Annotated in this window: 12 protein-coding genes and 1 tRNA gene; 5 read left to right on the top strand and 8 right to left on the bottom strand. The window is 43.4% G+C overall.

What is annotated here, in order from left to right:
* Positions 1-11 precede the first annotated feature (11 nt).
* A complete protein-coding gene (locus tag FAI40_04850) occupies positions 12-644 on the bottom strand; it encodes a zeta toxin family protein (GenBank protein QCE34736.1) in 633 nt (210 codons plus the stop codon).
* A gap of 18 nt (positions 645-662) precedes the next feature.
* Positions 663-926, bottom strand: a complete 264-nt coding sequence (locus FAI40_04855; protein QCE34737.1) for a hypothetical protein — start codon at positions 924-926, stop codon at positions 663-665.
* 269 nt (positions 927-1,195) lie between these two features.
* Here FAI40_04855 and FAI40_04860 point away from each other — a divergent pair, with 269 nt between their 5' ends.
* Entirely contained in the window at positions 1,196-1,849 is a 654-nt protein-coding gene (locus FAI40_04860; protein ID QCE34738.1) for a hypothetical protein, read from the top strand.
* 65 nt (positions 1,850-1,914) lie between these two features.
* Here FAI40_04860 and FAI40_04865 read toward each other — a convergent pair whose 3' ends face one another.
* Positions 1,915-3,072 carry an iron-containing alcohol dehydrogenase gene (locus FAI40_04865; GenBank protein ID QCE34739.1) on the bottom strand — a complete coding sequence of 386 codons (1,158 nt, stop codon included), beginning with the start codon at positions 3,070-3,072 and terminating at the stop codon, positions 1,915-1,917.
* 292 nt (positions 3,073-3,364) lie between these two features.
* Between FAI40_04865 and FAI40_04870 the strand changes: the two genes are divergently transcribed.
* From FAI40_04870 to FAI40_04880, 3 genes are all read left to right on the top strand, one after another.
* Positions 3,365-3,952, top strand: coding sequence for a hypothetical protein (locus tag FAI40_04870; GenBank protein QCE34740.1), 588 nt, complete (start codon positions 3,365-3,367; stop codon positions 3,950-3,952).
* Between the two features lie 168 nt (positions 3,953-4,120).
* A complete protein-coding gene (locus FAI40_04875) occupies positions 4,121-4,315 on the top strand; it encodes a hypothetical protein (protein ID QCE34741.1) in 195 nt (64 codons plus the stop codon).
* Between the two features lie 215 nt (positions 4,316-4,530).
* Entirely contained in the window at positions 4,531-7,197 is a 2,667-nt protein-coding gene (locus FAI40_04880) for a TonB-dependent receptor (protein ID QCE34742.1), read from the top strand.
* A 7-nt stretch (positions 7,198-7,204) separates the two neighbouring features.
* Here the strand turns inward: FAI40_04880 and FAI40_04885 are convergent, their stop codons facing one another.
* The 4 genes from FAI40_04885 to FAI40_04900 form a co-directional block, all read right to left on the bottom strand.
* Positions 7,205-8,572 carry a restriction endonuclease gene (locus tag FAI40_04885; GenBank protein ID QCE34743.1) on the bottom strand — a complete coding sequence of 456 codons (1,368 nt, stop codon included), beginning with the start codon at positions 8,570-8,572 and terminating at the stop codon, positions 7,205-7,207.
* Positions 8,547-10,076 (bottom strand): AAA family ATPase, encoded by a 1,530-nt coding sequence (locus tag FAI40_04890; protein ID QCE34744.1) that lies wholly within the window; start codon positions 10,074-10,076, stop codon positions 8,547-8,549. The genes FAI40_04885 and FAI40_04890 overlap by 26 nt, the downstream gene beginning before the upstream one ends.
* A 141-nt stretch (positions 10,077-10,217) precedes the next feature.
* Positions 10,218-10,424 carry a hypothetical protein gene (locus FAI40_04895; protein ID QCE34745.1) on the bottom strand — a complete coding sequence of 69 codons (207 nt, stop codon included), beginning with the start codon at positions 10,422-10,424 and terminating at the stop codon, positions 10,218-10,220.
* A gap of 106 nt (positions 10,425-10,530) precedes the next feature.
* Positions 10,531-10,606 (bottom strand) — tRNA-Glu (locus FAI40_04900).
* A 126-nt stretch (positions 10,607-10,732) separates the two neighbouring features.
* On the opposite strand from FAI40_04900, the gene FAI40_04905 reads away from it, so the two are divergent.
* Positions 10,733-12,085 (top strand): voltage-gated chloride channel protein, encoded by a 1,353-nt coding sequence (locus tag FAI40_04905; protein ID QCE34746.1) that lies wholly within the window; start codon positions 10,733-10,735, stop codon positions 12,083-12,085.
* Positions 12,086-12,089: 4 nt separating this feature from the next.
* Here the strand turns inward: FAI40_04905 and FAI40_04910 are convergent, their stop codons facing one another.
* Positions 12,090-12,617, bottom strand: coding sequence for a DUF2892 domain-containing protein (locus tag FAI40_04910; protein ID QCE34747.1), 528 nt, complete (start codon positions 12,615-12,617; stop codon positions 12,090-12,092).
* Between the last annotated feature and the right edge of the window lie 103 nt (positions 12,618-12,720).

The following is a 12,720-nucleotide window of genomic DNA, read 5'->3' on the forward strand; positions in this document are numbered from 1 at the left end:
GCTCAAAAAACCTATTTCTTACTGTTTTCTAGCTCTAAATGTGCTTCGAGACATTCTGGCAACAGCCATTCTGGTAAATGCTCATTCACAAACACGATCTTTCCCTTTTTCTTGAGAAGGATTTTTTGATACTGCCCATCGGTATTATCAAAAATTTGAGCATCATCGCTTAAAGCAATCGCTTTTGGAAGATTGGCGATAATTTTAGGAAAACGGCGGTAAATGGCAACGAGGGGAATATCATGCCCACCATTATTGACCCGTTCCTGCACTCTTTTTCTCGAATGTTCCACACTTTTAAGGCCAACAAAAACCAGCGTAATTTTATAGCCTTTCTGATGGGCCTGACGCATTAAGCGCTCTTCAGGATGTTTTGAAGAAAAAGTTGTTTCAATTCCAAAATTTTTACGTTTTTTAAGAAATTCTTTCCGCGCCATCAACGCCATACGAGAGGAAAGATAAGCGACTTTTTCCTCGGTAATTTCTGGATTTTCTAACTTCAACGCCTCAGCGTAATGGTCTGGATTGATAATCGGATAAAAATTTCCAGCCTGAATTTCTCGAATAGCGGTCGATTTTCCAGCCCCATTTGGCCCAGCAAAAATCCATAATTCAGGCTTTGCAAAGGGATTCCAGCTTTTCATTACAGAACCCCTCTTCTATTAGAGGTAAACGACGAGTTCACCTTGTGCAAGCGCTTTTTCTGGGGGAGGGCAGACAACGCCAAGTTCTTTATGGCCGTCTGGATATTCTTTGGTAGCGAGTCCCGTTTTGGGATTTGCAAAATAAATCGGTGTGCCCGATTTCAGTTTTTTTCTAAGCAGGGTAAATTTCTGGCTCATACCCTCAAGAGCGATGTCTAACGGAGGAATAAAGAGATTCTCAGATGAGTCTTTTCCCATCTCCGCCATTGCCTTAGAAATCATAATGGTCTCGCCCCATTCTGTCTCAAACTATCTAATTTATGAATCATTTATCATTTTATTCTAGAACACCACCACAGCAAAGCATTTTCAAAAGACATCATCTTATGCCTTGATAAGGGGTAACGTGCATCGGCTTGTTTAGCACAAAGAAAATTTTAAAACAAACAAGAAGTAAATTTTCACCGTCTTCTATCGTGAAAAAAGGCTGTTTTATCGGCCTTTTTCATGGTAATTTTTGCTTTTTCATTTCCCAAATGAGCTGTGCTTCTATGACAAGAAAGAGCCTTCCTCTTCGCCTTTTGACGCTATTTTCTGCCTCTTTTATGGGGATTCTCACCCTTTCCACCCCTGCAAAAGCGGTAGATTCTGTCTATCTCGGCCTCGGAAAAACTTCCTGCAAAAGCTTTGGCAAAATTGCAAATGAGGCCACAACTTTGCAAACACCTGAGGCAAAAGAAGCTTTTAAACCCTATCTTATTTGGATTTCAGGGGCTGCAACGGGCTATGAAAATGCCTGCCGTTCGCTTTATGACAATCAATGTTCTGGTAAAAATCTTGATGTCGGGCGCTTACTGGTTGCGATACGCGATCAATGCAACCAGCACCCGACAGATTTACTCGGCGATGCAGTAACAGAAGGCTGGCGGATTATTTACTTCATTGAAAAAACGATGGAAAAACAGGCGGCTGAAAAAGAAAAAGCCAAGAAAAACCCTTATAAAAAGAAATATCAGCACCCCAAAATCTCACCACCGCCTAAAGCAAAAGCCGCCCCAAAGAAAAAAACGGCCTCTGTTAAAAAAGCGTCTGCGAAAAAAACAGCCCAAGCGGAAACGACAAAAACACCTCAAAAACTCCCCAACCATGACAAGGTGGAAACGATCGTTACCAGAGACTTGCCCCCTGCACCACCGCCTAAATAAGCAACATAAAAAACCCTCTGGAAAATTTTCCAGAGGGTTTTTCTCTCTTACTTTTTTAAGAAAGATTAAAGCGCAAGTTGCAGAATTTCACCTGCCTCTTTTGGCGTAATCTTCTCATGTTCGCCCAAAGCAATCATGCCATGCGCTTTGAGTTTTTCCTGCACCTCAGGAATGATTTCTTCACCCAAATCATAGTCTTTCAAATGGGTTTTAATACCCATCTGGTTAAAGAACTTCTCTGTTGCGGCAATGGCTTCTTTGGCTGCCTCATCATCATTTTCTGCGGTGACATCCCAAACACGGCGACCATATTGCGCAAGCTTGGCTTTTTTCTCTTCAAACTGATGTTTCCAAAGCGCAATCATCACAACCGCCAAAGTCTGGCCATGATCCATGCCATAAAGTGCCGTCAGCTCATGCCCAATCATATGGGTTGCCCAATCGGTTGGCACACCTGCCTCTAAAAGACCATTCAGCGCCAGCGTTGCCCCCCACATAATGTTGGCTCTGGCTGTATAATCTTGCGGATTGACAAGCACTTTTGGGCCTTCTTCCTTCAACGTATTGAGCAGCCCCTCTGCAAGGCGATCCTGAATTTTTGCGTCCGCAGGATAGGTCGCATATTGCTCCAGCGTATGCACAAACGCATCGATAACGCCATTTGCTGTCTGATGCGGTGGCAAAGTAAAGGTAACTTCTGGATCTAGAATAGAAAATCTAGGAAGAACCTTTGGAGATCTAAAGAACAATTTATCATTGGTCTCTGCCTTGGTGATAACCGCACCATTATTCATTTCAGAACCTGTGGCGGCAATCGTCAAAACTGTTCCGATTGGCAAAGCATCCTTTACCACGCTGCCATGGCTTGTCATGATTTCCCAAGGATCACCAGCATATTTTGCACCTGCGGCAATCAGCTTACTTGCATCAATGACGGAACCGCCACCAACAGCCAAAATGAAATCAATTTTCTCTTTTTTGCAAATCTCAATTGCTTTGATCAAAGTTTCATAATGTGGATTGGCCTCAATCCCCCCAAATTCTGTAACATGGGGTGTTTTTACAGCCGCTTTTACACGGTCTAGAAGGCCTGTTTTCTTAACGCTTCCGCCACCATAAGTAATAAGTAAATGGGCATCTGCTGGAATCTCATCTGCAAGCTTTGTGACTTCATTTTTTCCAAAATGAACGCGCACGGCATTGTGAAAGGTGAAATTTTGCATAGATTATCAGGCCCTCCGCCAGAATTTTGAATAAATTTTCACTGAAAGTTATAAATAGTGTTTTCTGCCTCAATGACAAGGGATGAAATTTCTTATCTTCAATAGAATTTCGCTTTCTTCAAACTGTGCTTTAGATGCACCATATCGAAAGGAATCTATGAAAAAATTAAGATTTAGAGACAAAAAAACATCTATCCACTAACCTAGCCAAAATTTGACCTTGAAATATAGAAATAAAGTCCTCTTCTTGTTGCATGAGGCCGTCTGATTTTACCCGTGGAAGGAGTCTTGAGTGGCATTATTTTCTGCGTTTTTCCGAAAAAAAACCATTTTTACCGCTCAGCTTGCGCTCATTCTAAGTTTAGGCGCATTTTCCACAGCTTACGCTTATGAAGACAATCCCGATGGCTGGACCAACGACCATGCTTATGCGATTTCAGACAATCTCGGCTGGCTCTCCCGACACCGCATTAACGGGGAATGCAGTATTGCGCTGATTTCCTACTCAAGAACCAAAGCCGGCATGGTTTTCGTCTCTATGCCTCTTGAGATTTTAGCCACGAAAAATGGCAGTTTTATCCGCAGCGCCAATACCGTGAAGGGGTTAAGCCCAGATGACGAAGTTAAAGTCCGCTTTCGGGTTGGGCAGTCAAAATATCTCATCCCCCTCGCCGCTGAATCTGATCCAACGCTTTTAAGCGCCGAGCTGGAAGAGAAACAGCTCCAGCTTATTCTGGACCTTTTTGAAAAAAGCCACAGTATTGGCATTGAATTTCCGAGCGATAAAAAAACGGCCTATTATCCGCTTTATCGGATGCGTCCGCTCCTGCTTTCTTTTAAAAGCTGCATCTTTATCAACGGATTTGCAGACTTAGAATAATCCCCCCTCACGCAAGGTGAAATTAAGCAACGCTTTCTCAAAATTTTGAGAAAAAGAATTCGCCTACTTGTTTTCCAAAACTTTTTTTGCAAGCGTGAATCTAGAAGCGCCTCTCAAGGGGTGCATTCGTATGATTTCCGCAAATGAAAACATTTTAGGCGCATCTATATGACACATACGCATTTTGCCTCTGCCAACGCCCGTCTCTTTTCTTTGAGCGTCCGCTGCTGCCGAATGATGTGTTTGTGTCTGGAAAAAGTCTCTGCCGCTGTTCAAGCCAAAGCTGCAGAGCTTTCCGTGCCAGAAGGCGTGATGTCCATCCGCCTTTTACGCCTTCGCCCTTCTTTTTTTACCTGCGTGTAAAATCTGAGAAAATGCACCTTTCATCTGAAATTTAAGCAAAAAGAGCCATTTCAACCGCTCGGCCATAGCCCTGCGTGCGAGAGGTGTTTTTTGTTTTTACTCAGGTTTAAGGTGTCTCTTTTCGACGAAGGCGTCCTGTTGTCAGCTGGACGCTTTCCCCTAAACCGTCTCTCTGGAAACAGGAAGCCTGCACGAAAAAAGCAGGAACCTGCGATATGTTTTCCCATTCTTTTCTTTCTGCTTCAAAACAGAAAAAAGTACTTGCCCCTTCACGCCTTGGAAAAATTCTTCCGAAAGGCCTCACTTTGCCTTCGCTCGTAACAGGCACGCTGACAAGTCTCCTCTTTTTCCCCCATCCTGTCCGTGCGCAAACACGCAATCCTCTCCTTGATGCTTATTTTGATTCGGTCAAGCTCACGAGCCTTCCCAAAGAAAGCCTTTATAAAGAGCCAGAAGAATTCAAGCCTCACAAGCAAAAGCGCCACGGCCATCACCCAAAACCAGACCCCGAGCATATTGGGGTCTCCCGTGTCCGTAAAAAGAAGATTCTAGAGCCTGTTTCTCATAGTAACGAAGACCTGATCGGTCAGGCGCAAATGGAAAATTTTGCCGAAGGGACAAACCCTCTCGAAGTTCTCGCCCTCACCACCCCTGGCGCAAACTTTAATTCCTCCGATGCGCTCGGCACTGATCCTCAAGCCAATACCTTTCTCGTCAGGGGATTTTTCCAAAACCAGATGGGCGTAACGATGGACGGCATTCCCCTTGGACTTCAAACCTTTAGTGAAGCGCAGGGCGTTCCGTACAGCAATATCGCCATTCCCGAAAATACGGCAAGCCTCGCTCTCAGTCAGGGAACAGGCGATGTGGATATTCCAACGGCCAGCATGTTAGGCGCTTCAATCCAATATCAAACCATGGATCCGACAGACCGTCCCGAGGCGGCTATCAATCAGCAATTCGGAAGTTTTAACAGCTGGCGGACTTTTGGGCGCTTTAATACAGGCCGTCTCAACCATACTGGCACAAAAATGATGGCCTCTTTTGTACGTTTGAATAACCATCAATGGACAGGCGCTGGACAAAATAATCAGTATTATATGAATTTCAAAGCAGTTCAGCCCCTTGGGCGCAATCTCAAACTGACTTTAGGGCTTGACTGGTCACAACTGCAAAACTGGAATTATCTCGGCAATACAAAGCATATGTTACGCTCTCTCGGCTATGGCGACCATAACCTGATGCCAGACTATGCAGGGGCGATTAACTGGGCAGGCATGACACAGAATCCGCCAACAAGCGGCGGCCTTGTCCCAAACAATCTCTTACCTACGGGGCTGCAAGGGCGAGGGGTCACTTATGACGATATTTCAAATGTGGTCTATCAAGGCAACCAAACGCAAAGCCATTATTTGCCGAGTCTTAAACTGGACTGGAATATCCGCCCAACGGTGAAATCAACAACCATTCTCTATTCGCAGCTGACCGCAGCAACCTCTGGCGGCAGCAATAATGCCATGACAACCCCTGCTGCCTATACAGGAACGGGGTATTCTATCCCCATGGCTGGACAATATGTCTATCCCAACCATTGGCGCTCAGGCTTTACACAGACGCTCGAGGCACGCCTTAATCGCCGCATGACGATTAAAACGGGGGTTTGGTATCAAAATATTCTCGATAATTATCCGAGCTATGCCTATCCAGATGGCGGTATGCCGCCAGCCAATCCGCTTCATCCAACGGGTGGCATTCAATATATGAACACAAAGGTCAACACGAACACGTTTCAATTCTTTCTTCAAAGCAAATTCAGCATGACAAAGAATTTTGACTTTACCTACGGCTTTAAATCCCTTGTGCAAAAAAGCAGTGGCGGGACGCAATGGGACAATGCAACGACCAGCCTGAATGGCTGGGGCTCTAATGGCGGCCCGATGTTCTACACCCACCCTGCAAACGGTTCTCTCGAGGCAGCCAATGCGTTTCTGCCTCATTTCAACATTGATTACCGTTTCCTTGAAGGCCACGATTTCTATGCCGATATTGGAGAGGATATGCGCGGATATGACACGCTGGGCGGCAGTGCGTGGAGCGGTCTTGGGTCTTGCTCCCCCGGCAATAATCCTGCCTGCCAAAATAATGCGCAGACGATTTTTAACCAGGATAAGCAAAATCTCCGTCCCGAGCGGAGCTGGAACTATGTTGTCGGCTACCGCTATACCAGCAAGGCCTTTGTCGGTGTGATTGATTATTACCATACTGATTTTATCAACCGTCTCGGCTCAATGACGTCTGGACCTGTTTCCAACCCGATTGCAAGCTATGCCAATCTCGGCAATGAGAAAATGGACGGCATGGATTTCAATGCAACCTTTATGCCGATGGAATTTTTTCATATCAGTCCGCATCTTGGGCATATTTCTTTCAGCAATGGCTTTAGCTATAACCACGCCATTTATGAAAACAGCCATCTGGCCTGCACCAGCGATCCTGTTTGCCCTGCTTCTGGGTTTATTTCCATCAAAGGCAATCAGCAAGTCTATTATCCGCAATATATGTATAAAATGAATCTCAATTATAAGCTTGGCGGATTTATGACAAACCTCAACGTCAACTATAACAGCTCACGGCAGTTAACCTATGCCAATGACCTTTCCCTGCCAGGCTATTGGACCTCTACCCTTGAAAGCGCCTATGTCTTTCAAAAGGCAGGACCGCTCCAAGGGCTGAAATTCAGCTTTAACGTCTCTAACCTGTTTCAGCAGAAATATGTTGGGGCAATTTATGGCGGTACGGCCTCTTTGTCAGGCGATAATAACCCCAATCTCTATTGGGCACAGCCAAGAGCCTATTTTGGATCGGTGAGCTTTAATTTTTAAAACCTTCCTAAGCAGACTGCCCTTTTTGGGCAGTCTCGGCGTTCAGTTCAGCAAAAATTTTATCAAGGCAATTCGGCTTTTCATTTGCTGGTTTTATCTCAAACGGCACAATAAAAAGCTGCAACCCTTTAGACTTAGGAAAGTTAAAAACCTTTAAATCCTGAATTTTTTCATTCAACTCAAATTCTTTATGAGAAGGGTAAATCAGAAACATCTTCCGCTCCTGCATCCCTGTCTCGAAATAAGTATTGCCATAGGCAAACATTTGATAAAAATCAGATTGTGAAATGCCGTATTTATCCTCTGCCTCACTTAATAATTTACATTTTGTATCCAAAATAAAAACCGTTTTCTCGTCTTTGTTTTTCAAAAGAAGATCAGGCTTTAACAAAAAGAAATCTTTGTTATTGTGCTGTGTTAAATAATGCTGTCTTGCCTGCCCCTTCACCCAATAGGAGACTGGCACATGCTTTTTGAGCATTTTTTCAACGTAGCTTTCAAAAACTTTCTCCATCGGAAACAGAAGGGAGAAAGCGTTATTTTTCCCTTTCATTGTCAGCGGCGTAAATCCCTCTAAAATCAATCGGCACCATTTCAGAGGAACATCATAATAAGCCATGCCGCGCCCCATCTTAAGGGCGGAGAAATCGGATTGAACATTTCGGCTTTCTGGGATTTCATCAAAAACAAACCGCAATTCCTGCCACATTTTTTGATTGGCAGATTCACGCATAAAATGGCGCACCTTCAACAACGCAGATTTAATTAAGCGATTTGCAGGGCGGTCTAACAGAAACTCATCATAATGACAGTAAAAACGCTGTTTTTGAATGAAATTCTGACGTAATTGCTGTTTAAGATCGAGCTTCCCTTTGCAAAAGAAAAGACTATCCTCTCTTGGCACATAATCAGAGCGCAAGCCTTGCCTGACGAGCGTTTTCACCGATTGTAGAAATTGGGAAATAAAAATTTCCAAAAGCGGCTTTTTCTGTTTCTCAATCTCCGCATTTTCCGTTTTAAGATGATCGAAAGTCCCTAAAGCCTTGAGCATGATTAAAAGGGAGCTTCGAGCCTTTTCTATTTCTTCTTCCGTCTCTCTTTCACGACCAATTTTAGGCAGAATTTCAATTTGCGTGCCGTCTGGCGTTAAAATCACCCCCGCATAATTCTGTACCTGCAAAACTTTCTGGTAATTTTTCTTCCTAAATTGAAAAAGCTTGCGCTCATCCTCCTCCGAAAGTGCCAATCCTTCTAAATAGATAAACGCAGATTCAGAAATTTGTTCAATGCCATCACCAGACTCAAATCCAAGATAGCCATATTCACAAAGCGTAACGGCTTTTTCAGAATTACTTGTCATTTTTTCTGGACGCATAAACCTTTGTGTAGCTATCTAATTTTTTCCAAACAGGATCATCTTTTCCTACTAATTTATAAATCGTTTCGGGAAAATTCTGATTGGTACTCTCAAAAAGTCTGCTTCTTTCAACTGATTTTTCTTCAATAAAGCCATTCTTACCTAAAACGAGATTGATTTTTTCCCAATCTTCAAAGAAATATTCCTGCAAAAGAGGCAGGATTTTATTCTGAAACGCCTTTTTCAAATCCTCTATTGTCTTCACGCCGAGGAGGAAGCTATGGCCGAGCATATGTTCCCGATCATACAGAAGCTCAATGCGCTCATTCATCATTTCCAACAGACTTTTTAACTCAACACCCTCAATATTTTTGTCCTTTAAAAGCGAGGCATCGGGCGTCATTTCCACAAACTCAAAACGACGGCGCAAAGCCGTATCTATCAGCGCCAAAGAGCGGTCTGCGGTATTCATTGTCCCAATCAAATAAACATTGTTCGGAACAGAAAAAACCTCTCCAGAATAAGGCAGTTTTAAAGAAAGCACCTCTGGATTTCCTTCACGTTTAGAATCCTCAATGAGCGTAATCAGCTCACCAAAAATTTTGGAAATATTTCCACGGTTAATTTCATCAATAATGAGGACGTAAGGGAGGTTTCTAGACTCTTTTGCATCCAAACAGATTTGTTTAAAAATCCCATCTGCAACCTGATAAGAAATATTGCCGTCTTCTGTTGTCGCCTTTAAACCCTCGATAAACTCTTCATAGCCATAGCTTTGATGAAACGTAACAAAGGAAACCTGACCTTTTTGAACTAACTCATCATATTGTTTTTTAAGTTCTGTTCTGTCGTTTTTGTATTTCTCAAAAATATCGGGCTTACAAATTCTTACCGCTTCACTGATTGTCTTATAAGTTTTGCCTGTCCCGGGAGGGCCGTAAAAAATTTGATTTAGGGGCGCATCTGATTTTATGGCTTTTGAGTCTTCTTTTTGGACAGGACTTTCATTTTCTAAATCCTGCTGGACTTCCTGCATTATTTTATCCCTTAACCTATAAAGCTCGTTCAAAGTAATCCCGTAATGCGGCTTTAAAATATACTCCTCAAACTCTTCTTGTTGATCTTCTGAAATTTCATATAAGGTATTATTGAAATTGGGTGACCACCCTTTCACTATTCCCTCATACTCATCATCAATATTGATCGGCTTTTTAAGAATTTTATATTTTCGAAGTATCCGTCCATCTAGATTCTTTTCCACATCCCCTATGTCATTACTCCTTAGAGAATTTCCTACAACGCAGACAAGAGCAAAACATTTAACGTGACCTCGCTTTTGATATAAAGAAACAATATCACCAATCTTTAAATCATTTATAAATTTATCTTTTAGGTTATAACCATCATCTATCGCTAAATACTGATGTTTCTCTAACCAAACCTTCACATTAGGCTGCATTGCCCCGCCATGCGACAATTTCCAAATGGCGGGTAATTTTTTCTCAGAGTCTGGCATCGTCATTCCTTTATTCGCTTTTAAGAGCTGGCAGGTGCATTAACTCTAGCCCCTCTCTCAGCAAAGAAATAGAGTGAGAAAACAGAAGCACTCAGCGCCTCTGAAATTTAAATTTTAAGGAAATACGGACAAAATCCGTTTAGGTTTTCAGCTAAAAAAGAGCATCCATGCGCTCAAAGCGCCAATGATCCCAAGCAACGTATAAACGATAAAACGCTCTATGGGCGGATGATCCCAACCTATTTTAGTAAAAATCGTATGGCAAAAAAGAATGCCTAGAAGACCGAGCAACGCACAAATCAGCCAATCTGGACAAGAAATTCCAAGAATTGGAACAGCGAACGCTTTATTCACAATGCAACCAAAAAGAGACAAGAGGAAAAATATTTTTTAAACCTTTGAAATTTAGTAGCATAAAATTGGAGACCCCCCAGTCAATTTTACAATAAATCTCAAAATGTGGCGTCTCGTACGGGATTCGAACCCGTGTTGCCGCCGTGAGAGGGCGGTGTCCTAGGCCTCTAGACGAACGAGACGAGGCAAGGTTTATACCCAAGAGTTATAGGCTTTTTATCCGCAACGTCAAGCGATTTAATCATAGAAGAGTTTTCTATTTTATCTTATGGTGGAAATTATTCCTCCTTTTTACAGCCAAGAGTTATTTGACGATGCCTTCTCTCAAAACACGCCAAATCTATTCTATTATCCGTTCTAAATCGCTCTTGCCTGAGTCACCGCAATTCTATGTTGACCTGCTTGTCTGGTTTCTGCTCCTGACGCCCATTGCCTTAGCGGCTGGGGCAACCTGCGCTTTCTTCATGCTGGCGTTAGAGCATTCTATTCATTTCCGCTTCAGCCATGGCTGGATTATCTATCTTCTTCCCCTTGCTGGAATGCTCGTTGCACTCCTCAATACGGGGGTGAACCGCCTTTCCAATCAAACAGAACATCTCAAGGGCACGCTTCTTCACCGCCTCATCACCGTTTTCAATACACTCATCAAAATCCCCTTAGCCTTTTTCTCTGCGGTCATGAGTAATCTCTTTGGCGCTTCTGTGGGACGTGAAGGAACAGCCCTTCAAATGTCGGCAAATTTTGCAGACGGCCTCTCCCATTTATTCGATTTACATGCGCATAAACGGAAAATTCTGATTTTTGCAGGGGTTGCGGCTGGTTTTGGCGCTATTTTCGGAACACCTGTGGCGGGTATGCTCTTTGTGGTGGAGGTCACTGCTTTTGCTGGGACATTAAGCTACCGCTCCCTCCTCCCCTGCGTTTACACCGCCATGATTTCAGACACAGCATGTGGCGTGATTACAGATTTTTTACATATTAAACGCCTCAATCAAGTCATTGCTGCGCAACCGCTTTTTGCTGGAAACTGGCATTTTAACGGTCAAAATCCGCTTCTTTTAGCCAAAATTTTTCTGGCAGCCGTTTTGTTTGGCATTATCGGACGCATTTATATGACAGGCCTCAGCGTCAGCCGTGATGTCTTTGCTAAAATTTGCAAACCAGCTTATTTACGGCCAGCACTTGGCGGTATTTTAACGCTTCTGCTTGTGCTTCTTTGCGGTTCTCGGGATTATCTCGGCCTCGGCGTTATCTCTTCCCACCCCCCTGCTGGCGCTTCTGTGATTGATTTTTTTGCCGGTGCAAATAATGGCTTTGACTGGGCATGGAAACTGATCTTTACCCTGATTTGTATCGGGTCAGGCTTTCGGGGAGGCAATGTGACCCCCATGTTCTTTATTGGCGCTGGCCTAGGCTGCGTCCTCGGCCCATGGATTGCGCCAGAGGCTGCGCCTTTATTCACAGGCATTGGTTTTGTCTGCGTTTTTTGTGCGGCACTGAAAACGCCTATTACGGCGACTATTATCGCTGCTGAAGTTTTCGGAACGGAAAATCTGGCCTATTACGCCTTTGCCTGCGTCATTGCCTTTGCTGTTTCGGGTTCTGTGGATCGCCGTCCTGAATGGCTTGAACAAATGCTCCAAGACCATACAGGACTTTAAAAAACTATTCTTCTTTAGAATTTTGCGCTGGTGGTCTATTCCAAGACATTTTCATCAAAAAATGGGTCAGACCGCATTTACCTGTGACACCTGTGCCGAACATGCCAGCCCCAATCAAAGCTGGAAGAAGAAAAAATTTTCTGCTTTTCACGCCGCCCAAAAGGCTTCCGATAAAAACGAGCGCGCCAGACATCACATAAATCTGACGCATTACAGAAGATTGACGGTTGCCTCCCTTTATAACGGGAAGTTTGGCTTTTTTCCAAGCATCTAAGCCTCCTTCGAGAACATATCCATAAGGGCTGATAAGGGCTAGAACAGCACTGTTTATTTTTGTCCTCTTTCCTGTTTGACAATAAAATAAAACAGGACGTCCCTGAAATTCACTCCATGAAAGATTTTCCGTAGGAATATTCAAAGCCCTTGCAATATGTTCACCATCGAATTCTATGGCATCACGAATATCAACAACCGTCACACGCTCATCAATAAGGCGTCTTGCCTCTTCCACGGAAATAAATTTTAAGGCCATAAACGCAATTCCCTTCGAACAAAACGCCAAATTTTTAAAAATATCTAATAAAACATTATAGAGGAAAAAATTTCTTTTTTAACTAATTTCTTCCTGTTCCACG

The organism is Acetobacteraceae bacterium, from assembly GCA_004843345.1.
GTDB lineage: Bacteria > Pseudomonadota > Alphaproteobacteria > Acetobacterales > Acetobacteraceae.